The organism is Collimonas arenae, assembly GCF_001584165.1.
Lineage (GTDB): Bacteria > Pseudomonadota > Gammaproteobacteria > Burkholderiales > Burkholderiaceae_D > Collimonas > Collimonas arenae.
Window position 1 is genome coordinate 323,346 of record NZ_CP013233.1, and the last position, 26,126, is coordinate 349,471.

Below are 26,126 nucleotides of genomic sequence, written 5' to 3' on the forward strand. Positions count from 1 at the left end.
CCTTGTCCGCCACGAGCGGGCAAGGGCTGAAATGTTTCACTCATTGTTTAACGACATCGTTCTTTTTGAAGGAAGAATAAAATGGCAAAAGGTAAATTCGAGCGGACCAAGCCGCACGTCAACGTCGGCACTATCGGCCACGTCGACCACGGCAAGACCACGCTGACAGCAGCGATCGCGACAGTATTGTCGAAGAAGTTTGGCGGCGAAGCCAAGGCGTATGATCAGATTGACGCAGCGCCAGAAGAAAAAGCGCGCGGCATCACGATCAACACGGCACACGTTGAATACGAAACTGCAAACCGCCACTACGCTCACGTTGACTGCCCAGGCCACGCTGACTATGTTAAAAACATGATCACTGGTGCTGCACAGATGGACGGCGCGATCCTGGTTTGCTCCGCAGCTGACGGCCCAATGCCACAGACTCGTGAGCACATCCTGTTGTCGCGTCAAGTTGGCGTGCCATACATCATCGTGTTCCTGAACAAGGCTGACATGGTCGACGACGAAGAGTTGCTCGAGTTGGTCGAAATGGAAGTGCGCGAGCTGTTGACCAAGTACGAATTCCCAGGCGACGACCTGCCAATCATCAAGGGTTCGGCGAAGTTGGCTCTGGAAGGCGACACTGGCCCATTGGGCGAGCAAGCAATCATGGCTCTGGCTGAAGCACTGGACACTTACATCCCAACACCAGAGCGTGCTGTTGACGGCGCATTCCTGTTGCCAGTGGAAGACGTGTTCTCGATCTCGGGTCGCGGTACTGTTGTGACCGGTCGTGTTGAGCGCGGTATCGTCAAGGTTGGCGAAGCCCTGCAAATCGTTGGTATCCGTGATACGCAAGATACAACATGTACTGGCGTTGAAATGTTCCGCAAGCTGCTGGATCAAGGTCAAGCCGGCGACAACGTTGGCGTTCTGTTGCGCGGTACCAAGCGTGAAGACGTAGAGCGCGGCCAAGTGTTGGCCAAGCCAGGTTCGATCAAGCCACACAAGCATTTCACAGGCGAGATCTATGTTCTGTCGAAAGACGAAGGCGGCCGTCATACTCCGTTCTTCAACAACTATCGTCCACAGTTCTACTTCCGTACAACGGACGTGACTGGTTCGATCGAGTTGCCGAAGGATAAGGAAATGGTTATGCCGGGCGATAACGTGTCGATCACTGTAATGTTGATCAACCCGATCGCGATGGAAGAAGGTCTGCGTTTCGCGATCCGCGAAGGTGGCCGTACTGTTGGTGCAGGTGTTGTTGCTAAGATCCTGCCTGACGCGTAATAGCAAGGTTGTAGTGCAATAGGCAAGCCGTTTCGGCGGTTTGTCAATGTAATAATATACCGTGGGTGGCTGTCATCCACGGTTCGTTCTTTTAAGGAAAATCATGTCAGCTCCGAACCAAAAAATCCGCATCCGCCTGAAGGCGTTCGACTACAAACTGATCGATCAATCGGCTCAGGAAATCGTTGATACAGCCAAGCGCACCGGCGCCGTTGTCAAGGGCCCAGTACCACTGCCAACACGTATTCAGCGTTTTGACGTATTGCGTTCGCCGCACGTCAACAAGACCTCGCGCGATCAGTTCGAAATCCGTACGCACCAACGCCTGATGGACATCGTTGACCCAACCGACAAGACTGTCGATGCGTTGATGAAGCTGGATCTGCCAGCCGGCGTGGACGTGGAAATCAAGCTGCAGTAATAAATTTGCAATAATTTGCAATAAGCAACACATAAGAAATATCGATGCGGGACAGGGTTTAAGAGCCATCTAAACATGGCGATTGACTCTGTCCCCAAGTCTTTATAGGTGTTGTAAAACAGTCCTAACCGCTGAATGTTTGACATACCACGACAAAGATGGTCTTGCAAATAAAAATTTACGCGGTTATACTGATCGGCTTCGGTGCGATTGCCGGCGGATTTCGTCTTTGCAATCGTGCTTATTTTAGTTGTACAAACATCAGCCCCGCCCAATCGTAGGCGGGAATGGAGAAAAACAATGAGCTTAGGCCTTGTTGGTCGCAAGGTTGGTATGATGCGCATCTTCACGGAAGATGGGGATTCGATCCCAGTAACCGTGTTGGACGTGTCGAACAACCGCGTGACCCAAATCAAAACGCCTGAAACAGACGGTTATACCGCTGTTCAAGTTGCATTCGGTTCGCGTCGCGCTTCACGCGTGACTAAAGCTGCCGCTGGTCACTACGCCAAAGCTGGCGTCGAGGCTGGTACCATCCTCAGAGAATTCCGCATTGATTCAACCAAGGCTTCCGAGCTGAAGGCCGGCGAAGTTATCGCTGCTAGCCTGTTCGAAGTCGGTCAAAAGGTTGACGTTCAAGGTGTGTCGATCGGTAAGGGTTACGCTGGTACCATCAAGCGTCACAACTTCTCGTCCGGTCGTGCTACCCACGGTAACTCCCGTTCGCATAATGTTCCAGGTTCCATCGGTATGGCGCAGGACCCAGGTCGTGTTTTTCCTGGTAAGCGCATGACCGGTCACATGGGTGACGTTACTGTAACCACGCAAAACCTCGAAATTGCACGTGTTGACGCTGAGCGTCAGCTGTTGCTGGTCAAGGGCGCGGTTCCAGGTGCGAAGAACGGCCAAGTTGTGGTCAGCCCTGCGATCAAAATCAAAGCTAAGAAGGGAGCCTAATTCATGGAACTCAAGCTCCTGAATGACCAAGGTCAAGCTGCTTCGAACGTTGCTGCGCCGGATACCATTTTCGGTCGCGATTACAACGAAGCCCTGATTCACCAGGTCGTAGTTGCTTACCAGGCTAACGCTCGCAGCGGTAACCGTAAGCAAAAAGACCGTGAAGAAGTTCATCACACGACTAAAAAGCCATGGCGCCAAAAGGGTACTGGCCGCGCTCGTGCTGGTATGTCGTCCTCGCCTCTGTGGCGCGGCGGCGGTCGGATTTTCCCGAACTCGCCAGATGAGAACTTCTCGCACAAAGTAAACAAGAAGATGTATCGCGCAGGCCTCTGCTCGATTCTGTCGCAGTTGGCACGCGAAGGTCGTTTGTCTGTCGTCGAGAATTTCTCGGTCGAAGCACCAAAGACCAAGTTGCTGTCACAAAAGCTGAAGACCATGGGTCTGGATTCCGTGTTGGTGATTACCGACAATCTGGAAGAAAACCTGTTGTTGGCGTCGCGTAACTTGCCAGGTTTCCTGGTATGTGAGCCACGTCACGCTGATCCAGTATCGCTTGTGTTCTACAAGAAGATCCTGATCACCAAGCAGGCTTTGGCGAAGATTGAGGAGATGCTGGCATGAACGCAATTAAACATAGCGAAGAACGCTTGATGAAAGTGTTGCTGGCACCGGTGATTTCCGAAAAGGCAACGTTGGTTGCGGAGAAGAACGAGCAAGTCGTTTTCCGTATCGCACCAGACGCTACCAAGCTGGAAGTCAAGGCTGCTGTCGAGCTGCTCTTCAAAGTTCAGGTTGAATCGGTGCAAGTTGCCAATCGCCAGGGTAAGCAAAAGCGTAGCGGCAAGACCATGGGTCGCCGCAACCATACCCGCCGCGCATTCGTATGCTTGAAGCCGGGTCAAGAGATCAACTTCACCGAGGAGGCTAAATAATGGCACTCGTTAAAGTTAAACCAACCTCGCCGGGCCGCCGTGGCATGGTCAAGGTCGTTAATCCCGACCTGTACAAAGGCCGTCCATTTGCTGCCCTGGTTGAGAAGAAGTCGAAAACAGCTGGTCGTAACAACAACGGTCATATCACTACTCGTCACATCGGCGGTGGTCATAAGCAACATTACCGTCTGATCGACTTCAAGCGCACCAAAGATGGTATTCCAGCGAAAGTGGAACGTATCGAATACGATCCAAACCGCACAGCGAATATCGCTCTGTTGTGCTACGCCGACGGCGAACGTCACTACATCATCGCCACTAAGGGCATGGCTGTAGGTGACCAGGTAATGAGCGGCTCGGAAGCGCCGATCAAATCCGGTAACTGCCTGCCAATCCGCAACATTCCGGTTGGTACGATTCTGCATTGCGTCGAAATGCTGCCAGGTAAGGGTGCCCAAATGGCCCGTACCGCCGGCGCCGGCGTTGTGTTGATGGCTCGTGAAGGTACTTACGCTCAAATTCGTTTGCGCTCCGGTGAAGTTCGCCGCGTGCACATCGAATGCCGCGCTACCGTAGGTGAAGTCGGCAATGCCGAACACAGCCTGCGCAAGATCGGTAAAGCGGGTGCGATGCGTTGGCGTGGTGTTCGTCCTACCGTTCGCGGTGTGGTCATGAACCCGGTTGACCATCCTCACGGTGGTGGTGAAGGCAAGACCGCAGCTGGTCGTCATCCAGTTTCGCCATGGGGTCAACAGACTAAGGGTAAGAAGACACGCAGCAACAAGCGTACTACTTCCATGATCGTCTCGCGCCGCGGCAAGAAATAAGGGATAAAACATGACACGTTCATTGAAAAAAGGGCCGTTCTGCGACGCCCACCTGGTGAAAAAAGTCGAAACCGCGCAAGCAGTTAAAGACAAAAAGCCAATCAAGACTTGGTCCCGTCGCTCGACCATCATGCCGGATTTTATCGGTCTGACGATTGCTGTGCATAACGGCAAGCAACACGTCCCGGTATATGTGTCCGAGAACATGGTTGGTCACAAGCTCGGCGAATTCGCGCTGACCCGTACGTTCAAGGGTCATGCTGCTGATAAGAAGGCTAAGAAATAAGGTCCGATGATGGAAACTAAAGCTACCCTCCGCGGCGTGCGCCTGTCGGCCCAAAAGGGCCGTCTGGTCGCCGACCTGATTCGCGGCAAAAAAATTGATCACGCGCTTAACATCCTGACTTTCAGCCCAAAGAAAGGTGCAGCTATCATCAAGCGTGTTCTGGAATCCGCAATTGCGAATGCCGAACACAATGACGGTGCTGACATCGACGAGCTGAAGGTCACGACGATTTACGTGGAAAAAGGTTCGGTCCTCAAGCGCTTCACAGCGCGTGCAAAAGGCCGTGGCGATCGTATCTCGAAGCAATCCTGTCACATTTACGTGACTGTCGGAAACTAAGGAGTCACGATGGGACAGAAGATTCATCCAACCGGTTTTCGCCTTGCGGTTACACGTAACTGGGGATCCCGCTGGTATGCAGGCAATAGCAATTTTGCCCAAATGCTTAGCGAAGATCTGAAAGTTCGTGCTTTTCTCAAGAAAAAACTGAAGAACGCATCGGTCGGCCGCGTTGTTATCGAGCGTCCTGCAAAGAACGCACGTATCACGATTTACAGCTCGCGTCCTGGTGTTGTTATTGGTAAAAAAGGCGAAGACATCGAAGTTCTGAAGTCGTCGTTGACCAAGCTGATGGGTGTGCCGGTTCACGTTAATATCGAAGAAATTCGTAAACCTGAAATCGACGCACAACTGATCGCTGACTCGATCGCGCAACAGCTCGAAAAACGTATTATGTTCCGCCGCGCGATGAAACGTGCGATGCAGAACGCAATGCGTCTGGGCGCGCAAGGGATCAAGATCATGTCGTCCGGCCGTCTGAATGGTATCGAAATCGCACGTACCGAATGGTACCGCGAAGGTCGTGTGCCACTTCACACACTGCGTGCTGACATCGACTACGGTTTCGGCGAAGCTGAAACCACGTACGGTATCATCGGCATCAAGGTCTGGGTCTACAAGGGTGATCGTTTGGCTAACGGCGAAGCGCCGGTAATCGACGTACCTAACGACGACGACAAGAAGCGCCGTGGTCCACGTCGTGACGATGGCAAGCCAGCTGGTCGTCCACGTGCTAAAACTACAACGGCAGGTCCAGGTGCGCCAGCTGCGCGTCCGGCCCGTGCCAAGAAGCCGGATGGCGCTGCTGAAGGTGCTGCTGCACCGGCTGAGAAAGCAGGAGAATAATCATGCTGCAACCAGCACGCAGAAAATATCGTAAAGAGCAAAAAGGCCGCAACAAAGGCATTTCGCATTCGCGCGGTACCGCCGTGTCGTTTGGCGAATTTGGCTTGAAAGCGGTTGGCCGCGGTCGTATCACCGCGCGTCAGATCGAAGCAGCTCGTCGCGCAATGACCCGTCATATCAAGCGGGGTGGTCGTATCTGGATTCGTATTTTCCCGGATAAGCCAATTTCGCAAAAGCCTGCTGAAGTCCGTATGGGTAACGGTAAGGGTAACCCCGAGTACTACGTGGCTGAAATCCAGCCAGGTAAAATGCTGTACGAGATGGATGGCGTCGACGAAGCTCTGGCGCGTGAGGCATTCCGTTTGGCTGCAGCTAAACTGCCACTCTTGACCACGTTCGTCGTGCGTCAAGTCGGCCAATAATTGGAGTGAAACATGAAAGCATCTGAACTCCGCGACAAAGATCAAGCGGCCTTGACGAAAGAGCTGAACGAGTTGTTGAAGGCGCAATTCAGCCTTCGTATGCAAATCGCTACTCAGCAATTGAGCAATACGTCGCAATTGAAGAAAGTTCGTCGCGATATAGCACGGGTCAAGACCGTCATCAATTCGAAGGGCGCCCTGTAATGAACGATCAAGTGAAACAAGCGCTCAAGCGCACGCTGGTTGGTAAAGTTGTGTCCGATAAAATGGACAAGACTGTTACCGTCCTGATCGAACGCCACGTCAAGCATCCTCTGTATGGCAAAATCATTGTGCGTACTAACAAGTACCATGCACATGACGAAACCAACCAGGCCAAGGAAGGCGACGTTGTCGAGATCCAAGAAGGACGTCCAATCTCCAAGACTAAAGCTTGGAGCGTGACACGTGTGGTACAAGTGGCACAAGTCCTGTAAGTAATTGTTGCGAGCCAAGCATTTTGATGTAATAATGCTTGGCTTCGCTCCTGTTGGCTTCCAATGAGAGCGAAATAAACACCCTGCAGTATCTAGCAAGAAGTTTTGGAAGTCGTCCACCTAAGCAGTGCGCTCAGCAGAGTTGTTCTGACAGGACCAAGACTGACCGTAAATCCGCATCGTGCGGCAGCGAGTTAAGTTGGGAAAGAAAATATTATGATTCAAACGGAAAGCCGGCTCGAAGTAGCCGACAACACTGGTGCACGCGAAGTGATGTGTATCAAAGTTCTGGGTGGTTCCAAGCGTCGCTATGCCAGCATTGGTGATGTGATCAAGGTTACCGTCAAAGTGGCAGCGCCACGTGGTCGCGTCAAAAAAGGCGAGATATATAACGCCGTTGTCGTGCGGACCGCTAAAGGTGTTCGCCGTCAAGATGGTTCGTTGGTCAAGTTCGATGGTAATGCAGCGGTGCTGCTGAACGCGAAGCTTGAGCCAATTGGTACGCGTATTTTTGGACCAGTCACTCGTGAGTTGCGCACAGAGCGCTTCATGAAGATTGTGTCGCTCGCGCCTGAAGTGCTGTAAGGAGTCGAGATGGATAAGATTCGGAAAAGCGACGAAGTAATCGTCCTGACTGGTAAAGATAAGGGCAAGCGCGGTGTTGTTAAGCAACGCGTTGATGCCGAGCACGTCATCGTTGAGGGTGTCAATGTTGCTAAAAAAGCGACTAAGCCGAACCCGATGACTGGTGTAACTGGTGGCATCATTGACAAGTTGATGCCAATTCACGTGTCAAATGTTGCGTTGTTCAACGCTGCAACTGGCAAGGCAGATCGCGTTGGCTTTAAAGATGTGGACGGCAAGAAAGTCCGCGTTTTCAAGTCCAGTGGCGAAGTTGTTAAGGTTTAAGAGATCATGGCCCGTCTCCAAGAATTCTATAAAGAAAAGGTCGTTACCGATTTGACAGCGAAATACGCTTACAAGTCAGTAATGGAAGTGCCGCGCATCCTGAAGATCACCCTGAACATGGGTCTGTCGGAAGCGATTGCGGACAAGAAAATCATCGAGCACGCTGTTGGCGATCTGACCAAGATTGCAGGTCAGAAGCCAGTTGTGACCAAGGCGCGTAAGGCTATTGCGGGTTTCAAGATCCGTGAAGGCTACCCGATTGGTTGCATGGTTACACTGCGTGGCGCTCACATGTATGAGTTTCTGGATCGCCTGATCACTGTCGCGCTGCCGCGCGTTCGTGACTTCCGTGGTGTGTCCGGTCGTGCATTTGACGGCCGTGGTAACTACAACATCGGTGTGAAAGAGCAGATCATTTTCCCCGAAATTGAGTACGACAAGATTGACGCGTTGCGTGGTATGAATATCAGCATCACGACAACTGCTAAGACCGACGAAGAAGCAAAATCGCTTCTCGCCGCATTTAAATTTCCGTTCAGAAACTGAGGTTGCCATGGCAAAACTGGCACTGATTAACCGTGAACAAAAGCGCGCTGACCTGGTAAAGAAATACGCCGGCAAGCGTGCCGAGTTAAAGGCAATCATTGATGACCAATCGAAGTCGGAAGAAGAGCGCTACGAAGCTCGCTTGAAACTGCAAGCGCTGCCACGTAACTCGGCTCCGACCCGTCAACGTAATCGTTGCTCCCTGACTGGTCGTCCACGTGGCACTTTCCGCAAGTTCGGTCTGGGCCGTATTAAGCTCCGTGAAATCGCCATGCGTGGCGAAATTCCGGGTATGACTAAAGCAAGCTGGTAATAGGAGAATATGCAATGAGTATGAGCGATCCTATCGCCGATATGCTGACCCGTATCCGCAATGCGCAAGTAGTTCACAAGACAACCGTGGCAATGCCATCGTCGAAGGTCAAGATTGCGATTGCCAACGTCCTCAAGGACGAGGGTTACATTGAAGATTTCGCTGTCACTGAAGAAGGCGGCAAAGCGGAACTCAAAATCGGTTTGAAGTATTACGCCGGCCGTCCTGTTATCGAGCGCCTTGATCGCGTATCCCGTCCAGGGCTGCGTATCTATAAGGGCAAAGATGACATTCCTAACGTGATGAACGGCTTGGGTGTGGCAATTATTTCGACACCTGCTGGTGTCATGACGGACCGCAAAGCGCGCGCAACCGGTGTCGGTGGCGAAGTTATTTGCTACGTCGCCTAAGGAGTGCAATATGTCTCGTGTAGGTAAAATGCCGATTGCACTGCCAACTGGCGCGGAAGCGACCATTACAGCAGCGCAGATCACAGTTAAGGGCCCATTGGGCTCGCTTTCCCAGGCTTTGAATGGTCTGGTGAAAATCGAAAACAACAACGGTACGCTGAATTTCAGCGCCGCTGATGACAGCCGTGAAGCTAATGCGATGTCAGGCACCCTGCGTGCTCTGGTCAACAACATGGTCAATGGCGTAACCAAGGGCTTTGAAAAGAAGTTGAACCTGGTTGGCGTTGGTTTTCGTGCTCAAGCACAAGGTGACAAGTTGAATCTGTCGCTCGGTTTCTCGCATCCTGTTGTACACCAAATGCCAGAAGGCGTTACCGTGGCAACACCGACGCAAACCGAAATCCTGATCAAGGGTATCGACAAGCAACGTGTTGGTCAGGTTGCTGCAGAAGTTCGTGCTTACCGCGAACCTGAGCCTTATAAGGGCAAGGGCGTTCGTTACTCGGACGAAGTGGTAATCCTTAAAGAAACCAAGAAGAAGTAATAGGGGTTGACGATGGATAAGAAACAATCACGTCTGCGCCGTTCACGCCAAACGCGTGCCAAGATCGCAGAGTTAAAGGTGAACCGCCTGGCAGTGCATCGTACCAACTTGCACATTTACGCTAGCATCATCGGCCCTGACGCTAAAGTGCTGGCTTCGGCCTCCACAGTGGAAGCTGAAGTACGTGCGGAACTGGCCGGCAAGTCCGGTGCAGGCGGCAATACAGCAGCTGCATCTTTGGTTGGCAAGCGCGTTGCCGAGAAGGCACTGAAAGCAGGAGTTACCGAAGTTGCGTTTGATCGCTCCGGTTTCCGTTACCACGGCCGCGTCAAGGTGCTGGCAGATGCCGCCCGTGAAGCTGGTCTGAAGTTCTAAGGAAGAATCGTCATGGCAAAAATGCAATCGAAAATGCAAAGCGATAAGCCGGATGATGGCATGCGCGAAAAAATGATCGCGGTCAACCGTGTGACCAAAGTGGTCAAGGGTGGTCGTATCATGGGTTTCGCAGCATTGGCTGTTGTTGGTGATGGCGATGGCCGTATCGGCATGGGCAAGGGCAAATCGAAAGAAGTGCCAGTTGCTGTGCAGAAGGCTATGGAAGAAGCCCGTCGCAAGATGATCAAGGTAACGCTCAAGAACGGTACTCTGCAACATGCTATCTCCGGCAAGCACGGCGCGTCATCGGTTTTGATGCTGCCAGCTAAAGACGGTACTGGTGTTATTGCAGGCGGCCCAATGCGCGCAATTTTTGAAGTACTGGGTGTGACGAACGTTGTGGCGAAATCCACTGGTTCGACCAATCCGTACAACATGGTTCGTGCTACGTTGAACGGCTTGTCAAAAATGAACACTCCATCGGAAATTGCTGCCAAGCGCGGCAAGTCCGTTGAAGAAATTCTGGGCTAAGGTGATCAACATGACAAAGACTGTAAAAGTACAATTGGTCAAGGGTTTGATCGGCACGCGCGAAACTCATCGCGCGACAGTTCGCGGCTTGGGTCTGCGTCGGGTCAATTCGGTTTCCGAATTGCAAGACACGCCAGCAGTGCGCGGCATGATCAATAAAGTGTCATATCTTGTGAAAGTGGTTTCGTAAGCTAACGCTTGCGAACGGAGCAAATTATGGAATTGAATACTATTCAACCTGCAGATGGCGCCAAGCACTACAAGCGTCGCGTTGGTCGTGGTATCGGCTCGGGCCTGGGTAAGACATCTGGCCGCGGTCACAAGGGTCAAAAATCGCGTTCGGGCGGTTTCCACAAAGTCGGCTTCGAAGGCGGTCAGATGCCTTTGCAACGTCGTTTGCCAAAGCGCGGCTTCAAGTCGATGGCAACGCCGTACAAGGCTGAAGTGCGTTTGTCGGACCTGGAAAACCTGCCGGTAACTGAAGTGGATATCCTGGTTCTGAAGCAAGCTGGCGTGATCGGTGAGCTGGCACGTGTTGTACGCGTGATCCTGTCGGGCGAAGTCACTAAAAAAGTAACGCTCAAGGGCTTGATCGCTACCAAAGGTGCAAAAGCTGCGATTGAAGCAGCTGGCGGATCGGTTGCTTGATTTGTCGTTCTAACTCGTAGCAATGGAGCAATAAGTGGCGACTTCTCCCCAACTTGCAAAGAGTGCTGCGAGCGGCTTCCCTTGGGCCGTCTGTGGTTCTTGCTTGCTGCATTGGTTGTATATCGTATTGGTGCGCATATTCCGGTACCTGGAATTGACCCATCGCAATTGGCGCAATTGTTCAAGCAGCACCAGGGCGGTATTCTGGGTATGTTCAATATGTTCTCCGGTGGCGCGTTGTCACGCTTTACCGTGTTTGCGCTGGGATCATGCCGTATATTTCGGCTTCGATCGTGATGCAGTTGATGTCGATTGTGTCGCCTCAGCTGGAAGCGTTGAAGAAGGAAGGCGAATCCGGTCGTCGCAAGATTACTCAGTACACCCGTTACGGTACGCTGTTGTTGGCTACCTTTCAGGCTCTGGGTATCGCTGTTGCACTGGAATCACAACCTGGCCTGGTGTTGGATGCCGGCTTGGCTTTCCGTTTCACGACAGTTGTTACGCTGGTGACCGGAACGATGTTTTTGATGTGGTTGGGCGAGCAAATTACAGAGCGTGGTCTCGGTAATGGCATCTCGATCATCATCTTTGCAGGTATTGCAGCTGGTTTGCCAAATGCTATCGGTGGTTTGTTCGGACAAGTCAGTACTGGTTCGATGAGTGCTCCTTCGGCAATCCTGATTTGCGTGATTGCTGCGGCGGTAACCTACCTGGTGGTGTTTATCGAACGTGGTCAGCGCAAGATTCTGGTGAATTATGCCAAGCGCCAGGTGGGTAACAAGATTTATGGCGGTCAAAGCAGTCATTTGCCGCTGAAGCTGAATATGGCTGGTGTAATTCCTCCAATCTTCGCTTCCTCGATCATCTTGTTTCCTGCGACAATCACGAGTTGGTTTACTTCCGGTGATTCCACCAATCCGGTAGTGAATTTCCTCAAGGATATGGCGGCTTCATTAGCGCCAGGCGAGCCGATTCATGCACTGCTGTATGCGATTGCAATTGTGTTCTTCTGTTTCTTCTACACAGCGTTGGTGTTTAACAGCAAGGAAACTGCTGACAACCTGAAGAAGAGCGGCGCGTTTGTACCGGGGATTCGTCCAGGTGAACAAACTGCACGTTATATCGACAAGATCCTGATGCGTTTGACTCTGGTCGGCGCGGTCTATATCACTGTAGTCTGCCTGGTTCCGGAATTCTTGATCGCTCGCTGGAAGGTGCCGTTTTACTTTGGTGGTACATCGCTGTTGATTATCGTTGTAGTCACCATGGATTTCATGGCGCAAGTACAGAATTACGTGATGTCGCAGCAATATGATTCGCTGCTTCGTAAAGCAAATTTCAAGGGCGGCGTTTCGACGCGTTAAGTTGAAATGAACGACCAGAGGAACCAGTAGACCGAATGGCAAAAGACGACGTTATCCAGATGCAAGGCGAGATTCTTGAGAATCTCCCCAATGCAACATTTAGAGTCAAGTTGGAAAACGGACATATCGTCCTCGGTCATATTTCTGGCAAGATGCGTATGAACTATATCCGCATACTCCCAGGAGATAAGGTGACGGTAGAATTGACACCTTATGATTTAAGCCGGGCACGGATTGTGTTCCGTACCAAGTAACAGCAATTAGAACCTAGAACGAAAGAGGGCAAAAATGAAAGTGCTCGCATCAGTCAAGCGGATCTGCCGCAACTGTAAGATCATTAAGCGCAAAGGCGTTGTCCGCGTCATTTGTACAGAACCGCGCCATAAACAGCGCCAAGGTTAATTAACGTTATTGATCGAGGAATAACGAATGGCACGTATTGCAGGGGTAAACATCCCAACCATCAGCACACCGTTATCGGCTTGACAGCCATCTACGGTGTTGGCCGCCCACGCGCAAAGGAAATTTGCGAGAGCACGGGTATTTTGACTACGAAGAAGATCAAAGATCTCGACGATAACGAGCTGGAAAAGCTGCGCGACGAAATTGCAAAATTCGTCGTCGAAGGTGACCTGCGTCGTGAACTGTCGATGAACATCAAGCGTTTGATGGATCTGGGTTGCTACCGTGGTATGCGTCATCGCAAAGGCTTGCCTTGCCGTGGTCAACGTACTCGTACTAATGCTCGTACCCGCAAGGGCCCGCGCAAAGCCGCTCAATCGCTGAAGAAATAATTAAGCTGCCACGCTTCCGTGGCAACTGATTGTTCTTAGGTAGTCGGATTCAAGGAAATTATTATGGCAAAGTCCCCAAATAACGCCGCAGCAGCACGTGTGCGTAAAAAAGTTAAAAAGAACGTTGCTGAAGGTATCGCGCATATCCACGCGTCTTTCAACAACACCATCATCACGATTACCGATCGTCAAGGTAACGCGTTGTCGTGGGCGACATCTGGTGGCGCTGGCTTTAAAGGCTCCCGCAAGTCGACTCCATTTGCAGCGCAGGTTGCAGCCGAAGCCGCTGGTAAAGTGGCTGTGGAATGTGGCGTAAAGAACTTGGAAGTGCGTATCAAGGGCCCAGGTCCTGGTCGTGAATCCGCTGTTCGCGCGTTGAACAACCTGGGTATCAAGATCACCCAGATTCAAGACGTTACTCCAGTACCGCATAACGGTTGCCGCCCTCCAAAGCGTCGTCGTATCTAAATCTGTACAGATTTTCGCTATTGCCCTGCAATAGCGTATGCAAGTAGCCCGCCAATGATCTTGGCGGGTTTTGTTCTTAAGCCCACTGTCTGATTGAAGGTAAGTCAGACTAGCGCCAGGTCGGTTATCGACCGCAAAAGGCAGTAATGCCCCGGCGTCATATTTTTAAAAGGAAGCATCGTGGCACGTTATATCGGACCTAAAGCAAAACTTTCCCGCCGTGAAGGCACGGACCTGTTCCTGAAGAGCGCACGCCGCTCGCTGGATTCCAAGTGCAAACTGGATTCCAAGCCAGGCCAACACGGCCGTACCTCCGGCGCACGTACTTCCGACTACGGTAACCAATTGCGCGAAAAGCAAAAGGTTAAGCGTATGTACGGTATTCTGGAGCGCCAATTCCGCCGTTATTTCGCTGAAGCTGACCGTCGCAAGGGCAACACCGGTGAAACGCTGCTGCGTTTGCTGGAAGCGCGTCTGGACAACGTCGTCTATCGTATGGGCTTTGGTTCGACCCGCGCTGAAAGCCGTCAGCTGGTTTCGCACAAAGCGTTCACCGTCAACGGGAACGTTGTGAATATCGCTTCGTACCAAGTGAAGACTGGCGACGTGATTGCCGTTCGTGAAAAAGCCAAGAAGCAAGCGCGTATCATTGAAGCGCTGCAACTGGCTGAACAAGGCGGTATGCCATCGTGGGTTTCGGTTGATGCGAAGAAGATGGAAGGTACTTTCAAGTCCTTGCCAGACCGTAATGAAATCGCCAACGACGTCAACGAATCGCTGATCGTCGAACTGTATTCGCGTTAATTTTAGTTTTTCGGCTCTGCCTGGTTTCAGGTGGAGCCGTTTCATCAGGGTGCCTCTAATAATCCTCGTGATTATTGGCGGCACCCTTAATGCCATCAGCCTTATCGGTGTAACGAGCCGAGGGTATTGAAAAGGACATTTCATGCAAAACAGCTTGTTGAAGCCACGTATTATCGAAGTAGAAGCACTGGGTGCCGGCCACGCTAAAGTCGTGATGGAACCGTTTGAACGTGGCTACGGCCACACGCTGGGCAACGCATTGCGCCGCGTCCTGCTGTCATCGATGGTTGGCTATGCGCCGACTGAAGTGACCATCGCCGGTGTGGTTCATGAATACTCGTCACTCGACGGCGTGCAGGAAGACGTAGTTGATATCCTGTTGAACCTGAAGGGCGTTGTGTTCAAGTTGCATAACCGCGACGAAGTAACACTGACATTGAAAAAAGATGGCGAAGGCGCCGTGTTGGCTTCCGACATCGATCTGCCGCATGACGTAGAACTGGTGAACCCCGAGCACGTGATTGCCCACCTGACCGCCGGCGGCGCGTTGGATATGCAGATCAAGGTTGAAAAAGGCCGTGGCTATGTGCCGGGCAACGTGCGTCGTCTGACTGAAGATGCCAACAAGACCATCGGTCGCATCATCCTGGACGCATCGTTCTCGCCAGTGCGCCGTGTTTCCTACGCTGTTGAATCGGCGCGTGTGGAGCAGCGTACCGACCTGGACAAACTGGTCATCAACATTGAAACCAATGGCGTGATCACTCCGGAAGAAGCGATTCGCCAATCGGCGCGCGTGCTGGTTGATCAACTGAATGTGTTCGCGGCACTGGAAGGCACTGAAGCTGCTGCTGAAGCGCCATCCCGCGCACCGCAAGTCGATCCTATCCTGTTGCGTCCAGTCGATGATCTGGAACTGACAGTACGTTCGGCGAACTGCCTGAAAGCAGAAAACATTTACTACATTGGCGATCTGATCCAGCGTAGCGAAAATGAACTGCTGAAGACGCCAAACCTGGGCCGCAAGTCCTTGAACGAAATCAAGGAAGTTCTGGCATCCCGTGGTTTGACACTGGGCATGAAGCTGGAAAACTGGCCGCCTGCAGGCCTGGAAAAGTAATATTTGTTGTTAGCTCGGGGGTGAGATAGAATCACGCCCCTGAGCTTGTTTTGCTCTCGTTGTTTCTATTGTTGTACTAATTTCAACCGGCCCGCGACCAGGCACTGCCAAAGTCGATCGAAGAGCTGGATGTAAACTCAAAACTGAAAGGAATTACCATGCGTCACCGTCACGGCCTCCGTAAATTAAATCGTACTTCTTCCCACCGTCTGGCCATGTTGCGCAACATGACTGTTTCGCTGCTGCGTCACGAAGCAATCAAGACCACATTGCCAAAGGCAAAAGAACTGCGCCGCGTGATCGAACCGATCCTGACACTGGGCAAGACCGACACCCTGGCAAACAAGCGCCTGGCATTTGCTCGCCTGCGCGACCGTGAAATGGTCCTGAAGCTGTTCGCTGAACTGGGTCCACGCTACGCTACCCGTAACGGCGGCTACCTGCGCATCCTGAAAATGGGTTTCCGCGTTGGCGATAACGCGCCTATGGCCTATGTTGAGCTGGTTGACCGTCCGGAAATCAGCGACGCTGCTGAAGTACCGACAGCGGACTAAGCTTAACCAGCACTGCTGCGTTAGAATGAAAAGCCAGGCCTTGCCTGGCTTTTTTGTTATCTGTACGTTTCGCGGACTTGCTGCTTGCGGCCTGGTGAAGCAGCTTAATGTAAGGAATCAGGGAGGAGCGTCGACTATGTCGGAAGCGTTGCTTATACTCACCAACTTGCCCGGGCTGGCTGAAGCAGAAGCCTTGGCGCGGGACCTGGTTGAACGCAAATTTGCCGCTTGTGTCAATATCTTGCCTGTCGTGCAGTCGGTGTATCGCTGGCAAGGAATGGTGAAGCAGGCCAACGAGGTTACGTTGCTGATCAAGACTGCTGCGAACCGCTATGCCGAGCTGGAAGCTGCGATCAAAGCAGCTCATCCCTACGCGCTCCCGGAAATTGTTGCGATACCGATTGCGGCCGGCTTACCGGCCTACCTGAACTGGATTACCGCTGAAACTCAAAAGGATGTGAATGTTTAAGTTGCTCAAGCAATTGTCTGTCTTGTTGGTGATGATATTGGCGTTCGGCGCGGCACATGCCGACGATGACGATTACCTCGCACCCGAAGTCGCCTTCAAATTTTCGGCGCGCATGGTAGATGCCAAGACCGCCGAAGTCAGTTATGCGATCGCGGATGGTTACTACATGTACCGTGAACGTTTCCATTTCAAGGCCGAAGGCGCGACCTTGGGTGAGCCGCAGATCCCGCCCGGAACCGTGAAATTCGACCAGACTTTCAACAAGAATGTGGAGACTTATCACCACGGTGTCACGATCCGTTTGCCGGTTGAGGCGAACGGCAGCTTCACTTTGATTGCCACTGGCCAGGGTTGTGCTGACAAAGGTTTGTGCTACCCGCCGATGGACTCGCGGATCAGCTTGTCCACGACCGGTGGCAACGGTGGTGGTCTGTTGAGTGCGATGGGGATCGGTAGTGGTGGCAGTGCCGCGGCCGATACGCCGCAATCGGTTGCAGCGGACAATGCTTTCCAAGCTGCTCCAGCTGCAGCCGTTTTGCAAAACCTGGCCCCAGTAACTGCCGCACCCGATTCCGAAACTGGGCGCATCGAATCCTCGCTGAAGGGGGCAAACTGCTGGTGATCATGCCGCTGTTCCTGCTGCTTGGCCTGGGGTTGTCGTTCACGCCATGCGTGCTGCCGATGGTGCCGATCCTGTCTTCCATTATCGTCGGCGAAGGTACGCAAGTCAGTCGCCGCCGCGGTTTCCTGCTGTCGGTGACTTATGCGTTGGGTATGGCGTTGGTCTACACGGCTCTTGGCGTGGCAGCGGCCTGGCAGGCGAAGGTTTGGCGGCAACCTTGCAGAATCCTTGGGTGCTGTCGGCATTTGCCTTGCTGATGATATTGATGTCGCTGTCGATGTTTGGCTTCTATCAATTGCAATTGCCGGCGGCATTTCAAACCAAACTGACAAAGGCCTCCGACCAGCAATCTGCCGGCAAGCTGATTGGCGTTTTTGTCATGGGGGCGATATCGGCATTGATCGTCGGTCCTTGCGTCGCAGCGCCGTTGGCAGGTGCACTGGTGTATATCAGCCAGACGCGGGATGTCGTGATCGGTGGTAGCGCGCTGTTCGCGATGGCGGTCGGTATGAGCGTACCGCTGATGCTGGTCGGCATTTCTGCCGGCTCGTTGCTGCCGCGCGCCGGCGCCTGGATGGAGTCGGTCAAGCGCTTCTTCGGCGTGTTGATGCTGGCGGTGGCGCTGTGGATGGTTTCGCCGGTGATTTCGCCGCTGTTCCAAATGCTGGGTTGGGCGGCGCTGGGTATCGGCTACGGTGCTTACCTGCTGTGGGATAAGTCATCGACTGCCTGGTTTGCCAAGGCCTTCGGAGTGGTATTCATGGTGTGCGGCATTGTGCAATTGGTCGGCGGCATCTCCGGCGGGCGCGATGTGTTTGCGCCCCTCGCACATTTGGGCGGCCGCCAGGACAGCGCCCATACCCAGTTCATCCGCGTCAAATCGGTTGCCGAACTGGATGCCGCATTGGCGCAGACCAACGGCAAAACCGCATTGCTGGATTTCTACGCTGACTGGTGCGTGTCGTGCAAAGAGATGGAAAAATTCACGTTTGCCGATCCGCGGGTGCAAGCGCGTTTTGGCGATATGGTATTGCTGCAGATTGACGTCACCGCCAACAATGCCGATGACAAGGCCATGCTCAAGCGTTTCAATCTGTTCGGGCCGCCGGGCATCATATTCTTTGACGGCCAGGGACAAGAAGTGCCTCACGGTCGGGTGATCGGGTATCAGAACGCCGATAAATTCCTGCAATCACTGGCGGTTCTGGATGTAAAAAAATGATGGGCATCGGGGCCGCCAGCCCCTGCTGCGCCGAAGGAGTAGAATCGTCTGTTCGGTGCCTCCAATCTGCAGTCTAGTCGAGGTCTGGCTTCTAACTGCAGGTTATGTAGATAGTCGATAAAGTTCGTTAGACTATCATCGTCGCACCGCTATAGTTTTAGTTCTAGCAAACCTGTGCGATCTAAAGGAGACTGAAATGACTTTACGCCTTGGCGACGTTGCCCCCGATTTCGAGCAAGATTCTTCACTCGGGAAAATCGGGTTTTACGATTGGGCCGGCGATTCATGGGTGGTGTTGTTTTCGCATCCAGCCGACTTCACGCCGGTCTGCACTACCGAACTCGGTTTGACTTCCAAATTGAAATCGCAATTCGAGCAGCGCGGCGTCAAGGTGATCGCGCTCTCCGTGGATCCTGCCGACAAGCACCAGGAATGGATCAAGGATATCAACGAAACACAAAACACCGTGGTTGGTTTCCCGATCATTGCCGATGCCGACCGCAAGGTATCTGAACTGTATGACCTGATCCATCCGAATGCCAGTGCAACTGCCACCGTGCGTTCGCTGTTCGTCATTGATCCGGCCAAGAAGGTGCGTCTGATCATCACGTATCCGGCCAGCACCGGCCGCAACTTCGATGAAATCCTGCGTGTCATCGACTCGTTGCAACTGACCGATAATTATTCGGTAGCGACGCCGGGCAACTGGAAAGACGGTGAAGATGTCGTCATCGTTCCGTCGCTGCAGGACCCCGAAGTTCTCAAACAGAAATTCCCAAAAGGTTACAAGGCGATCCGTCCATATTTGCGGCTGACGCCGCAACCAAATCGTGACTGATTGTTTGTCCGCGATCTCTAAAGTGTACTGAAAGCAAAAAGCCTCGCCAGGAAAAATGGCGAGGCTTTTTGTTTAGGTGCGCAGTAGTTACAGCCGGTTGTTCAACGCCGGTCCAGCGCCTGGCTTTCCAGGTAGCGGCGGCGCTGGAAGAACACCAGCATGACGACGATCACGAGTGCCATGCTGCCTATTGTCAGCCAGAAGCCGAGCGCGTTCTTGAGCAAGGGCATGACTTCGAAATTCATGCCGAAGATCCCGGTGATCAAGGTCAGTGGCATGAACAATGCCGTGATGACGGTTAAGGTGCGCATGATTTCATTAGTGCGATGGGCCACCGCCGAGAAGTGGATCTGCACCGCCGATTCAATCGATGATTCCAGCCGGCGCGCATGATTCAGCACGCGCGTGATGTGCTCCATCACGTCGTTGATGCGTACCAGCAGTAAGTCGTTGGCGCGACTGATTTCGATACCGTCGTTGAGGTCGACAAAGTAGTCACGCAGCTCCTGCATTGCATCGTGCTGCTCCTCACACAGGTTTTCCAGCTTGCGCAATTCGATCCGTGCATCCAGCAGCGCCATCCAGTCCTTGAACGGCCTGCGTGGGTCAAGCAGGGCGCGCTGCCAACGGTCGAGCTGCGTCGTCAACGGTTGGCGCAAATCCAGGTACTGGTCGACCATGGCGTTGATCAGGCGCAGCAGCAGGTCTTCCGGCGAGGCCGGCAGGCGCGTCGGATGCGGCGCTTTTTCAGGTTTGTTGCAATGGTCGAGCAGGCGCGTGCGTGCCGCATCGATGGTGCGGCTGTAACGTTCATGCACGGTGATCAGTGCATGGTCCATGATCAGGAATGTCACCGGCTGCGTGGCCAGCTTGCTCAGCGCGGCCGGGATGCGGCGCTTGCCGGTATCGGTGTCCGTTGCATCGGCGGTTGGCGCATCGCCTTTCGTGCTGGCAGACTGAACGCCGGTATCCGATACATTGCCGTTCCCGTTTCCGCTGCCATTCAGCATCAGCTTTCGAAACACCACCATCCCGTAATCCTGGGTCGAGTCGAAATACGACGGATGGTTGGGGTTGAGGGCATCCGTCATGTGCGGATCGTAGATTTGAGTGCCGGTTGCCTGGGTGATGGCATTGCGCCAGGCCTCCGGATCGGCTGCCACTTCTTCGTGCGTGGCGTCGATCCAGAGAAACCCTTTCAGCGGAATGGCGTCCGGGATTTCATTGCTTTGCTTGACCTGGTTTTCACTGATGAGAAAGATGTCCATGCATTGTCGATAAACGTTTGAATATGAACCGGAGCGCAGGTGTCGAACTGCATGATGTGGTGATGATGCGGTTCGGTACCAGCCGCTACGGTGAATAGTGCGCCAACCGTGTCTCGCAGCATGCGACACCGACGGCTGTCAGCATCGCATGCCGAATTGGAGGCGGCAATCAACATGGATGTTACCGCTGCGGCGCGCCAGGACTGTGTGTCATTGCGCGCTGCCGCCGGCTCACCCCTTTTTCAGATGCCGGGCAATGTCCAGCGCGAAGTAGGTCAGCACGCCATCGGCGCCGGCGCGCTTGAACGCCAGCATCGCTTCCATCATGGTCTTGTCGTGATCGAGCCAGCCGTTTTGCGCCGCGGCCTTGAGCATCGCGTATTCGCCGCTGACCTGGTAGGCAAAGGTTGGCACCTTGAATTCGTCTTTCACGCGCCGCACGATATCGAGATAAGGCATGCCGGGCTTGACCATCACCATGTCAGCGCCTTCGGCCAGGTCGAGCGCGACTTCATGCAAGGCTTCATCGCTGTTGGCCGGATCCATTTGATAGGTGTTCTTGTTGCTTTTGCCCAGCGTTGCCGAAGAGCCGACCGCATCGCGGAACGGTCCGTAGAACGCCGACGCATATTTGGCCGAGTACGCCATGATGCGTGTGTAGATGTGGTGATGCGATTCGAGAGCGGTACGGATCGCGCCGATACGACCGTCCATCATGTCAGACGGCGCAACGATATCGACCCCGGCTTCAGCCTGGACCAGTGCCTGTTTCACCAGGATCGCGCAGGTTTCATCATTGAGTACATAGCCGTCGGCATTCAGCACGCCATCCTGGCCGTGGCTGGTGTAAGGATCGAGGGCGACATCAGTCAGGATGCCTAGTTCCGGAAAGCGCTGCTTCAATTCACGCACCGCGCGCGGAACCAATCCCTGCGGATTGGTGGCCTCGATGCCGTCGGGAGTTTTCAGGGACGGGTTGATGACGGGAAACAGAGCAATGACGGGAATGCCCAAGGCCACGCATTCTTCGGCGACGTGCAGCAGCAAGTCTATCGAGAGGCGTTCAACGCCAGGCATCGAGCTGACTTTTTCGCGCTGGTTCTTGCCGTCCAGGATAAATACAGGATAGATCAGGTCGGCGCAGGTGATGGTATTTTCCCGCATCATGGCGCGCGAAAAAGCATCCTTGCGCATGCGGCGCATGCGGATAGCTGGGAATTGAGCAGTTTTCTGAGAGAGTGGCATGACGGTTTCTGACATATTGGGTGAGTGGAGTGTTGAACAGGTTCAAGGTCGCGCATTCTCCCGCTCATCGAACTTGCCAGGTTTCAATTCGATCTGGCGGTCGTCGATTGCCGGATCCGCCTGCAACATCGTGGCAGATAGTGCGTCCGAGTACTTGAATCCATTTTCGACTAATATTTTCGCCGAAAAGTAAAAAAATCGTGAACTTTTTCCGGCGGACCTTCTCCTAGCAATAGGTGCATCATTCGCCTCCCGCTTCCCTCCCTGAGCGGGGCCGTATCGCTTTTGGTGATAAGGCATTGTGCCCTGGAGATATTCCCCTTTCTCCAGGGCTTTTTTATTTGCGATTCTTGTTGTCGAGTCGCTTCTTGCTCCGTTTCTTGCCTCGTTCCTGCTTGTCTTTCATTCTACATCCCGATCTGCTGTCGGGTGCCGTCGCTTACTCTTCCTGATCACCTGCCGCATCTGCATCGCCATCCAGATCGTCCATGTTAGTTAGTCCGGCCAGTTCAAGGATGCGGTCATTGGCTTCTTCCAGGCCGTTGCGATTCAACGCCGAAAACAATTGGGCGGTAAACGGCAACTGCTGATTGTTTTCGTCGACGTAGCTGGCGAGGAAAGTGCGAGCCTGGCGCAGCGCGTTGGTGGCATCGTTGCGATTTAGTTTATCTGACTTGCTTAAAATGCAATGAATCGGTTTTCCGGTCGGCGCAAACCATTCGACCATTTGTACGTCAAGCTCGGTAAACGGGCGGCGTGAATCGACGATCAGCACCAGTGCGGCCAGCTGCTGGCGGCGCCGGACATAATCGCCCAATAATTGTTGCCAATGCAACTTGGCCGAGCCGGAGACTTCCGCATAGCCGTAACCGGGCAGATCGACCAGCAGGGCGCGGATTTCGTCGATCTTGGTTTCATCCTTGCGGTGCTGAGCGACATGCGCGCCGCCAATTGAAAAATAGTTAATATGCTGCGTACGGCCAGGGGTTTTCGACGCAAATGCCAATTTCTTCTGGTTGCACAGCAGGTTGATGGCGGTCGATTTGCCGGCGTTGGAGCGGCCGGCGAATGCGATCTCGGGGACTTGCAAAGTTGGCAAGTCACGAAGATGATTGACCGTGGTGAAGAAGCGGGCTTGCCAAAGTAGGGACATGGAGTGAGCAGAAAATGCGGTAAGGGGAGGCAAAAATGCCGGAAAGCTATTGTACAATAAGGGGTTATGTACTGGTGCTGAGGTTGACTATGCAAAGTATGCGACTGAGGGTCATAGGAGACTAGGCAATCGGCTGTAACAGGTGGGATCGATCATCGTATCGTCGCCGTTCGGGCAGAATTTTAAAAACAAGTCACTCAGGGTGTGTGAATGAACCGTGCGTTTTTTCCAGTAGTGAAGTCTCTCCTCGTCGCAGTACTGGCCCTTTCCTCTGTTGCTTACGCAGCGGATGAACCGAAAGCCGCTCCTGCCAAAGCCGATCCCGCCAAGGGCGAAGCACTGTATACAAACGGTGACGCCGCTCGCAACATCACGGCTTGCGTGTCTTGCCATGGCGCCGCCGGCGCTTCGACCATTACTTCGAACCCGAAGCTGGGCGGCCAGCACGCCGCCTATATCCACAAGCAATTGACTAATTTCCAGGGTGCGGATCGCAACAATCCGATCATGTCGCCATTGGCCAAATTGCTGACTGACGATGAAATGAAGAATATTGCAGCCTATCTGGATGCGCAGCCCGCCAAGCCGGGAGCCGCGAAAGACAAGGATACGGTGGAACTGGGCAAGAAAATCTATCGTGCCGGCATTGCCGAGAAGAGTGTTCCGGCCTGTGCCGGTTGCCATAGCCCTAACGGTGCTGGCATCCCGAATCAGTTTCCGCGGATCGGCGGACAGCATCAGGACTATACTGTGACGGAATTGACCAATTTCCGCAGCGGAGTACGCAAGAACGGGCCGATGATGGCAACGATCTCCAAGCGCATGTCGGACGATGAAATCAAGGCAGTTGCCGATTACATCGCAGGCCTCAAATAAAATAATAAGAAATAGCGAAAGAAGGGGTGGCTTAGGCCACCCCTTTTTCCTTTGAAAAAGATTGATTTGCCATGAGCACAAGTAATAACGAAATCAGTACCGCAGGCATACAGCTGAAGACTAGCCGTCGTTGGCTGGCCGATGCGGTTGAACTGTTGTCATCGATGCGTTTTGCCATCAGCTTGCTGACGATTATCGCCATCGCTTCGGTGATCGGTACCGTGCTCAAGCAGAATGAGCCGATGCCTAACTACGTCAACCAGTTCGGTCCATTCTGGTTTGAGGTTTTCGGCAAGCTGGGGTTGTACGCGGTGTATTCGTCATGGTGGTTCCTGCTGATCATGACTTTCCTGGTGATTTCCACTTCCTTATGCATCGCCCGCAATGCGCCGAAGATGCTGAAGGACATGCGTAGCTGGCGCGAGAATGTCCGTGAACAATCGCTGCGCAATTTCCACCATAAGGCGGAGTGGACATCGGCAGTCGCGCCCGCCTTGCTGGCGCAGCAGCTACAGGCGCGGATCGCCGCCAAGGGCTACAAGACCAAGCTGGTGGCGAAGGACAACGCGACACTGATCAGCGCCAAGCAGGGCGCAGCCAACAAATGGGGTTATATCTTCGCTCACAGTGCGATCGTTATCATCTGCCTGGGCGGGCTGCTGGATTCCGATTTGCCGATCCGTGCGCAGCAGTGGATCTATGGCAAGACGCCGTTCAACGGTAACGGCATCATCGCCGAGATCCCGGAAGAACATCGTCTCGGCCTTGGCAACCCGACCTTCCGCGGCAATACGTTGATTCCGGAAGGCTCAGCGAGCAGCACCGCCATCATTCCGCAGAAGGATGGCGTGATGATCCAGGATCTGCCATTCACGATCCAGCTGAAAAAATTCATTATCGATTTCTACAGCACCGGCATGCCCAAGCTGTTCGCCAGCGAAGTCGTGATCCGCGATAACGCCGATGGCCATACTTTTCCTGCGACAATCAAGGTCAACCAGCCATTGATTTACAAGGGAATTGCCGTCTATCAATCCAGTTTCGAGGACGGAGGCAGCAAGCTCAAACTGACCGCTTACCCGATGGCCGGCGCCAGCGAGACCAGCTTTCCGCTGGCCGGCGAAGTCAACGGCACGACGCCGTTAGTCAACAACGGCAATACCGACTATACGATTGAATGGTCTGGTTTCCGGCCGTTTAACGTGGAAAATATGGCGCAATCGGGTGACGATTTGCGCGCGGTGACCAAGAAGAGCCTCAACCAGCGCCTTAGCGACGATTTGAGCAATCATCTGGGCAACGCGGCGAAAAGCGCCAACAAGAAGGATCTGAAAAACGTCGGCCCTAGCGTGCAGTACAAATTGCGCGACAAGACCGGACAGGCGCGCGAGTTCAGTAACTATATGCAATCCATCAAGGTGGACGATGCCTATGTGTTCCTGGCGGGTGTGCGCGATACGCCGGACGAACCCTTCCGTTATTTGCGCATTCCTGCGGACGATGACGATACGGTCGGCGAGTGGATGCGTTTGCGGGCTGCACTGGAGAATCCGGAGTTGCGCGCGGCCGCTGCACATCGCTATGCCCAGCGTGCCATTCCTGAGAGCCGTGAAGGTATTGCGGCCTTGCGCGTGCAGCTGGAGCAGTCGGCGCTGCGCGGCCTGTCGTTGTTTGTCGGCGATGGCAAGCAAGCCGGCTACATGGCCATTTCCAAATTCCTGGAGCAGGTGCCGCCGCAGGAGCAGGAGAAGGCCGCGGATATTTTCATGAAGATCCTGAACGGCAGCATGTGGGATCTGTGGCAAGTCGCACGCGAGAAAGATGGTTTGAAGGAAATGCCGGCGGATGAAAAGCATGCGCGCTTCCTGCAACTGAGCACCAATGCGCTGTCGGATGCAAGCTTCTATAATGCGCCTGTATATCTCCAGATGACCGGCTTTGATGAAATCAAGGCATCGGTGTTCCAGGTAACCCGTTCGCCGGGCAAGAAGGTGGTGTACCTGGGTTGTCTGTTGCTGGTACTGGGCGTGTTTTCGATGTTGTATGTGCGCGAACGTCGGTTGTGGGTCTGGATTCGTCCAAATCAGGACGGCAGCGGCCAGTCGCACGCGTTGATGGCAATGAGCTCACAGCGCAAGACGCTGGATTTCGAAAAAGAATTTGACGTGTTGAAAACGCAATTAAAGCAGTCGGAAGCTTGATGTGAACTCGCCTCCGTCGACATCCTTGGCAATGCGGGGATGGCGACAGAGTTGTCTGGGTTTGC

Annotated in this window: 35 protein-coding genes and 3 pseudogenes; 35 read left to right on the forward strand and 3 right to left on the reverse strand. The window is 53.5% G+C overall.

The genetic code is table 11. The features are described 5' to 3' along the window. Positions 1-81 precede the first annotated feature (81 nt). The 33 genes and pseudogenes from tuf (at position 82) to CAter10_RS01635 (ending at position 19,318) form a co-directional block, all read left to right on the forward strand. Positions 82-1,278 (forward strand): elongation factor Tu, encoded by a 1,197-nt coding sequence (gene tuf / locus CAter10_RS01480; RefSeq protein WP_061532011.1) that lies wholly within the window; start codon positions 82-84, stop codon positions 1,276-1,278. A 103-nt stretch (positions 1,279-1,381) separates the two neighbouring features. Beyond that, positions 1,382-1,699, forward strand: coding sequence for a 30S ribosomal protein S10 (rpsJ, locus tag CAter10_RS01485; RefSeq protein WP_038484649.1), 318 nt, complete (start codon positions 1,382-1,384; stop codon positions 1,697-1,699). 300 nt (positions 1,700-1,999) lie between these two features. After that, complete coding sequence (rplC, locus tag CAter10_RS01490) at positions 2,000-2,656, forward strand: 50S ribosomal protein L3 (RefSeq protein ID WP_061532012.1); 657 nt, start codon at positions 2,000-2,002, stop codon at positions 2,654-2,656. A 3-nt stretch (positions 2,657-2,659) separates the two neighbouring features. After that, positions 2,660-3,280 carry a 50S ribosomal protein L4 gene (gene rplD / locus CAter10_RS01495; protein ID WP_061532013.1) on the forward strand — a complete coding sequence of 207 codons (621 nt, stop codon included), beginning with the start codon at positions 2,660-2,662 and terminating at the stop codon, positions 3,278-3,280. Continuing rightward, positions 3,277-3,591, forward strand: coding sequence for a 50S ribosomal protein L23 (gene rplW / locus CAter10_RS01500; protein ID WP_061532014.1), 315 nt, complete (start codon positions 3,277-3,279; stop codon positions 3,589-3,591). Before rplD ends, rplW begins: the two co-directional genes overlap by 4 nt. Further along, entirely contained in the window at positions 3,591-4,418 is an 828-nt protein-coding gene (gene rplB / locus CAter10_RS01505; protein WP_038484661.1) for a 50S ribosomal protein L2, read from the forward strand. The genes rplW and rplB overlap by 1 nt, the downstream gene beginning before the upstream one ends. Before the next feature lie 10 nt (positions 4,419-4,428). Next, positions 4,429-4,704 carry a 30S ribosomal protein S19 gene (gene rpsS / locus CAter10_RS01510; protein WP_014004397.1) on the forward strand — a complete coding sequence of 92 codons (276 nt, stop codon included), beginning with the start codon at positions 4,429-4,431 and terminating at the stop codon, positions 4,702-4,704. 6 nt (positions 4,705-4,710) lie between these two features. Next, on the forward strand, positions 4,711-5,043 hold the full coding sequence (gene rplV / locus CAter10_RS01515) for a 50S ribosomal protein L22 (protein ID WP_172656933.1): 333 nt from the start codon (positions 4,711-4,713) through the stop codon (positions 5,041-5,043). Between the two features lie 9 nt (positions 5,044-5,052). After that, positions 5,053-5,889, forward strand: coding sequence for a 30S ribosomal protein S3 (gene rpsC, locus CAter10_RS01520; RefSeq protein ID WP_061532015.1), 837 nt, complete (start codon positions 5,053-5,055; stop codon positions 5,887-5,889). A gap of 2 nt (positions 5,890-5,891) precedes the next feature. Continuing rightward, positions 5,892-6,311, forward strand: a complete 420-nt coding sequence (gene rplP / locus CAter10_RS01525) for a 50S ribosomal protein L16 (RefSeq protein ID WP_061532016.1) — start codon at positions 5,892-5,894, stop codon at positions 6,309-6,311. Positions 6,312-6,323: 12 nt separating this feature from the next. After that, positions 6,324-6,515, forward strand: coding sequence for a 50S ribosomal protein L29 (gene rpmC / locus CAter10_RS01530; protein WP_014004401.1), 192 nt, complete (start codon positions 6,324-6,326; stop codon positions 6,513-6,515). Further along, positions 6,515-6,787: a 30S ribosomal protein S17 gene (gene rpsQ / locus CAter10_RS01535; RefSeq protein ID WP_014004402.1), complete on the forward strand. Its 273-nt coding sequence runs from the start codon at positions 6,515-6,517 to the stop codon at positions 6,785-6,787. The genes rpmC and rpsQ overlap by 1 nt, the downstream gene beginning before the upstream one ends. Before the next feature lie 216 nt (positions 6,788-7,003). Then, positions 7,004-7,372 carry a 50S ribosomal protein L14 gene (rplN, locus tag CAter10_RS01540; protein WP_014004403.1) on the forward strand — a complete coding sequence of 123 codons (369 nt, stop codon included), beginning with the start codon at positions 7,004-7,006 and terminating at the stop codon, positions 7,370-7,372. A gap of 9 nt (positions 7,373-7,381) precedes the next feature. Beyond that, positions 7,382-7,696 carry a 50S ribosomal protein L24 gene (gene rplX, locus CAter10_RS01545; RefSeq protein WP_061532017.1) on the forward strand — a complete coding sequence of 105 codons (315 nt, stop codon included), beginning with the start codon at positions 7,382-7,384 and terminating at the stop codon, positions 7,694-7,696. Positions 7,697-7,702: 6 nt separating this feature from the next. Then, positions 7,703-8,242 (forward strand): 50S ribosomal protein L5, encoded by a 540-nt coding sequence (gene rplE, locus CAter10_RS01550; protein ID WP_061532018.1) that lies wholly within the window; start codon positions 7,703-7,705, stop codon positions 8,240-8,242. A 7-nt stretch (positions 8,243-8,249) separates the two neighbouring features. Next, positions 8,250-8,555, forward strand: coding sequence for a 30S ribosomal protein S14 (rpsN, locus tag CAter10_RS01555; RefSeq protein WP_014004406.1), 306 nt, complete (start codon positions 8,250-8,252; stop codon positions 8,553-8,555). Positions 8,556-8,569: 14 nt separating this feature from the next. Continuing rightward, entirely contained in the window at positions 8,570-8,965 is a 396-nt protein-coding gene (gene rpsH, locus CAter10_RS01560; RefSeq protein WP_061532019.1) for a 30S ribosomal protein S8, read from the forward strand. A gap of 10 nt (positions 8,966-8,975) precedes the next feature. Next, positions 8,976-9,509 carry a 50S ribosomal protein L6 gene (gene rplF / locus CAter10_RS01565; protein WP_061532020.1) on the forward strand — a complete coding sequence of 178 codons (534 nt, stop codon included), beginning with the start codon at positions 8,976-8,978 and terminating at the stop codon, positions 9,507-9,509. Between the two features lie 12 nt (positions 9,510-9,521). Continuing rightward, the gene (gene rplR / locus CAter10_RS01570) at positions 9,522-9,884 is read left to right on the forward strand and encodes a 50S ribosomal protein L18 (protein ID WP_061532021.1); all 363 of its coding nucleotides are present in this window, start codon (positions 9,522-9,524) and stop codon (positions 9,882-9,884) included. Between the two features lie 12 nt (positions 9,885-9,896). Continuing rightward, entirely contained in the window at positions 9,897-10,415 is a 519-nt protein-coding gene (gene rpsE / locus CAter10_RS01575) for a 30S ribosomal protein S5 (protein WP_014004410.1), read from the forward strand. A 10-nt stretch (positions 10,416-10,425) separates the two neighbouring features. Beyond that, a complete protein-coding gene (rpmD, locus tag CAter10_RS01580; protein ID WP_061535113.1) occupies positions 10,426-10,605 on the forward strand; it encodes a 50S ribosomal protein L30 in 180 nt (59 codons plus the stop codon). Between the two features lie 26 nt (positions 10,606-10,631). Further along, positions 10,632-11,063 carry a 50S ribosomal protein L15 gene (rplO, locus tag CAter10_RS01585; RefSeq protein ID WP_061532022.1) on the forward strand — a complete coding sequence of 144 codons (432 nt, stop codon included), beginning with the start codon at positions 10,632-10,634 and terminating at the stop codon, positions 11,061-11,063. Positions 11,064-11,097: 34 nt separating this feature from the next. Beyond that, positions 11,098-12,427: pseudogene (secY, locus tag CAter10_RS01590) on the forward strand (preprotein translocase subunit SecY). 35 nt (positions 12,428-12,462) lie between these two features. Then, positions 12,463-12,681 (forward strand): translation initiation factor IF-1, encoded by a 219-nt coding sequence (gene infA, locus CAter10_RS01595; protein WP_014004414.1) that lies wholly within the window; start codon positions 12,463-12,465, stop codon positions 12,679-12,681. Positions 12,682-12,715: 34 nt separating this feature from the next. Continuing rightward, positions 12,716-12,829, forward strand: coding sequence for a 50S ribosomal protein L36 (gene rpmJ / locus CAter10_RS21725; RefSeq protein WP_014004415.1), 114 nt, complete (start codon positions 12,716-12,718; stop codon positions 12,827-12,829). Between the two features lie 27 nt (positions 12,830-12,856). Further along, positions 12,857-13,221, forward strand: a pseudogene (rpsM, locus tag CAter10_RS01600) (30S ribosomal protein S13). A 63-nt stretch (positions 13,222-13,284) separates the two neighbouring features. Beyond that, complete coding sequence (gene rpsK, locus CAter10_RS01605; RefSeq protein ID WP_014004417.1) at positions 13,285-13,689, forward strand: 30S ribosomal protein S11; 405 nt, start codon at positions 13,285-13,287, stop codon at positions 13,687-13,689. Between the two features lie 180 nt (positions 13,690-13,869). Further along, the gene (rpsD, locus tag CAter10_RS01610; protein WP_061532024.1) at positions 13,870-14,493 is read left to right on the forward strand and encodes a 30S ribosomal protein S4; all 624 of its coding nucleotides are present in this window, start codon (positions 13,870-13,872) and stop codon (positions 14,491-14,493) included. Between the two features lie 142 nt (positions 14,494-14,635). Continuing rightward, a complete protein-coding gene (locus CAter10_RS01615) occupies positions 14,636-15,613 on the forward strand; it encodes a DNA-directed RNA polymerase subunit alpha (RefSeq protein ID WP_061532025.1) in 978 nt (325 codons plus the stop codon). A 158-nt stretch (positions 15,614-15,771) separates the two neighbouring features. After that, complete coding sequence (rplQ, locus tag CAter10_RS01620) at positions 15,772-16,167, forward strand: 50S ribosomal protein L17 (protein ID WP_061532026.1); 396 nt, start codon at positions 15,772-15,774, stop codon at positions 16,165-16,167. A gap of 25 nt (positions 16,168-16,192) precedes the next feature. After that, the gene (gene cutA / locus CAter10_RS01625; RefSeq protein WP_335339718.1) at positions 16,193-16,636 is read left to right on the forward strand and encodes a divalent-cation tolerance protein CutA; all 444 of its coding nucleotides are present in this window, start codon (positions 16,193-16,195) and stop codon (positions 16,634-16,636) included. After that, positions 16,629-18,480: pseudogene (dsbD, locus tag CAter10_RS23895) on the forward strand (protein-disulfide reductase DsbD). The gene cutA and the pseudogene dsbD overlap by 8 nt, the downstream one beginning before the upstream one ends. 196 nt (positions 18,481-18,676) lie before the next feature. Then, positions 18,677-19,318, forward strand: coding sequence for a peroxiredoxin (locus CAter10_RS01635; RefSeq protein WP_061532028.1), 642 nt, complete (start codon positions 18,677-18,679; stop codon positions 19,316-19,318). A gap of 101 nt (positions 19,319-19,419) precedes the next feature. Here CAter10_RS01635 and CAter10_RS01640 read toward each other — a convergent pair whose 3' ends face one another. The 3 genes from CAter10_RS01640 to yihA form a co-directional block, all read right to left on the reverse strand. Beyond that, positions 19,420-20,586, reverse strand: a complete 1,167-nt coding sequence (locus CAter10_RS01640; RefSeq protein ID WP_061532029.1) for a magnesium transporter CorA family protein — start codon at positions 20,584-20,586, stop codon at positions 19,420-19,422. A 231-nt stretch (positions 20,587-20,817) separates the two neighbouring features. Then, a complete protein-coding gene (gene hemB, locus CAter10_RS01645) occupies positions 20,818-21,831 on the reverse strand; it encodes a porphobilinogen synthase (protein WP_061535114.1) in 1,014 nt (337 codons plus the stop codon). Positions 21,832-22,270: 439 nt separating this feature from the next. Beyond that, positions 22,271-22,984 carry a ribosome biogenesis GTP-binding protein YihA/YsxC gene (yihA, locus tag CAter10_RS01650; RefSeq protein WP_061532030.1) on the reverse strand — a complete coding sequence of 238 codons (714 nt, stop codon included), beginning with the start codon at positions 22,982-22,984 and terminating at the stop codon, positions 22,271-22,273. A 210-nt stretch (positions 22,985-23,194) separates the two neighbouring features. On the opposite strand from yihA, the gene CAter10_RS01655 reads away from it, so the two are divergent. After that, entirely contained in the window at positions 23,195-23,860 is a 666-nt protein-coding gene (locus CAter10_RS01655; RefSeq protein ID WP_061532031.1) for a c-type cytochrome, read from the forward strand. Between the two features lie 71 nt (positions 23,861-23,931). Beyond that, positions 23,932-26,061 (forward strand): cytochrome c biogenesis protein ResB, encoded by a 2,130-nt coding sequence (locus tag CAter10_RS01660; RefSeq protein WP_061532032.1) that lies wholly within the window; start codon positions 23,932-23,934, stop codon positions 26,059-26,061. Positions 26,062-26,126: the final 65 nt, after the last annotated feature.

Bases quoted from the DNA above. Each gene is read 5' to 3' on its own strand.
- rplW (WP_061532014.1), top strand. From the start codon at position 3,277: ATGAACGCAATTAAACATAGCGAAGAACGCTTGATGAAAGTGTTGCTG.
- rplR (WP_061532021.1), top strand. From the start codon at position 9,522: ATGGATAAGAAACAATCACGTCTGCGCCGTTCACGCCAAACGCGTGCC.
- infA (WP_014004414.1), top strand. From the start codon at position 12,463: ATGGCAAAAGACGACGTTATCCAGATGCAAGGCGAGATTCTTGAGAAT.
- rplE (WP_061532018.1), top strand. From the start codon at position 7,703: ATGGCCCGTCTCCAAGAATTCTATAAAGAAAAGGTCGTTACCGATTTG.
- rplF (WP_061532020.1), top strand. From the start codon at position 8,976: ATGTCTCGTGTAGGTAAAATGCCGATTGCACTGCCAACTGGCGCGGAA.
- rpsS (WP_014004397.1), top strand. From the start codon at position 4,429: ATGACACGTTCATTGAAAAAAGGGCCGTTCTGCGACGCCCACCTGGTG.
- rplN (WP_014004403.1), top strand. From the start codon at position 7,004: ATGATTCAAACGGAAAGCCGGCTCGAAGTAGCCGACAACACTGGTGCA.
- rplX (WP_061532017.1), top strand. From the start codon at position 7,382: ATGGATAAGATTCGGAAAAGCGACGAAGTAATCGTCCTGACTGGTAAA.
- rpsJ (WP_038484649.1), top strand. From the start codon at position 1,382: ATGTCAGCTCCGAACCAAAAAATCCGCATCCGCCTGAAGGCGTTCGAC.
- rpsQ (WP_014004402.1), top strand. From the start codon at position 6,515: ATGAACGATCAAGTGAAACAAGCGCTCAAGCGCACGCTGGTTGGTAAA.
- rplD (WP_061532013.1), top strand. From the start codon at position 2,660: ATGGAACTCAAGCTCCTGAATGACCAAGGTCAAGCTGCTTCGAACGTT.
- rpmJ (WP_014004415.1), top strand. From the start codon at position 12,716: ATGAAAGTGCTCGCATCAGTCAAGCGGATCTGCCGCAACTGTAAGATC.
- CAter10_RS01660 (WP_061532032.1), top strand. From the start codon at position 23,932: ATGAGCACAAGTAATAACGAAATCAGTACCGCAGGCATACAGCTGAAG.
- rpsC (WP_061532015.1), top strand. From the start codon at position 5,053: ATGGGACAGAAGATTCATCCAACCGGTTTTCGCCTTGCGGTTACACGT.
- CAter10_RS01655 (WP_061532031.1), top strand. From the start codon at position 23,195: ATGAACCGTGCGTTTTTTCCAGTAGTGAAGTCTCTCCTCGTCGCAGTA.
- rpsE (WP_014004410.1), top strand. From the start codon at position 9,897: ATGGCAAAAATGCAATCGAAAATGCAAAGCGATAAGCCGGATGATGGC.
- rpmD (WP_061535113.1), top strand. From the start codon at position 10,426: ATGACAAAGACTGTAAAAGTACAATTGGTCAAGGGTTTGATCGGCACG.
- CAter10_RS01635 (WP_061532028.1), top strand. From the start codon at position 18,677: ATGACTTTACGCCTTGGCGACGTTGCCCCCGATTTCGAGCAAGATTCT.
- hemB (WP_061535114.1), bottom strand. From the start codon at position 21,831: ATGCCACTCTCTCAGAAAACTGCTCAATTCCCAGCTATCCGCATGCGC.
- rplQ (WP_061532026.1), top strand. From the start codon at position 15,772: ATGCGTCACCGTCACGGCCTCCGTAAATTAAATCGTACTTCTTCCCAC.
- yihA (WP_061532030.1), bottom strand. From the start codon at position 22,984: ATGTCCCTACTTTGGCAAGCCCGCTTCTTCACCACGGTCAATCATCTT.
- rpsK (WP_014004417.1), top strand. From the start codon at position 13,285: ATGGCAAAGTCCCCAAATAACGCCGCAGCAGCACGTGTGCGTAAAAAA.
- rpsN (WP_014004406.1), top strand. From the start codon at position 8,250: ATGGCAAAACTGGCACTGATTAACCGTGAACAAAAGCGCGCTGACCTG.
- rplC (WP_061532012.1), top strand. From the start codon at position 2,000: ATGAGCTTAGGCCTTGTTGGTCGCAAGGTTGGTATGATGCGCATCTTC.
- tuf (WP_061532011.1), top strand. From the start codon at position 82: ATGGCAAAAGGTAAATTCGAGCGGACCAAGCCGCACGTCAACGTCGGC.
- rplP (WP_061532016.1), top strand. From the start codon at position 5,892: ATGCTGCAACCAGCACGCAGAAAATATCGTAAAGAGCAAAAAGGCCGC.
- rplO (WP_061532022.1), top strand. From the start codon at position 10,632: ATGGAATTGAATACTATTCAACCTGCAGATGGCGCCAAGCACTACAAG.
- cutA (WP_335339718.1), top strand. From the start codon at position 16,193: ATGAAAAGCCAGGCCTTGCCTGGCTTTTTTGTTATCTGTACGTTTCGC.
- rplB (WP_038484661.1), top strand. From the start codon at position 3,591: ATGGCACTCGTTAAAGTTAAACCAACCTCGCCGGGCCGCCGTGGCATG.
- CAter10_RS01615 (WP_061532025.1), top strand. From the start codon at position 14,636: ATGCAAAACAGCTTGTTGAAGCCACGTATTATCGAAGTAGAAGCACTG.
- rpsH (WP_061532019.1), top strand. From the start codon at position 8,570: ATGAGTATGAGCGATCCTATCGCCGATATGCTGACCCGTATCCGCAAT.
- rpmC (WP_014004401.1), top strand. From the start codon at position 6,324: ATGAAAGCATCTGAACTCCGCGACAAAGATCAAGCGGCCTTGACGAAA.
- CAter10_RS01640 (WP_061532029.1), bottom strand. From the start codon at position 20,586: ATGGACATCTTTCTCATCAGTGAAAACCAGGTCAAGCAAAGCAATGAA.
- rplV (WP_172656933.1), top strand. From the start codon at position 4,711: ATGATGGAAACTAAAGCTACCCTCCGCGGCGTGCGCCTGTCGGCCCAA.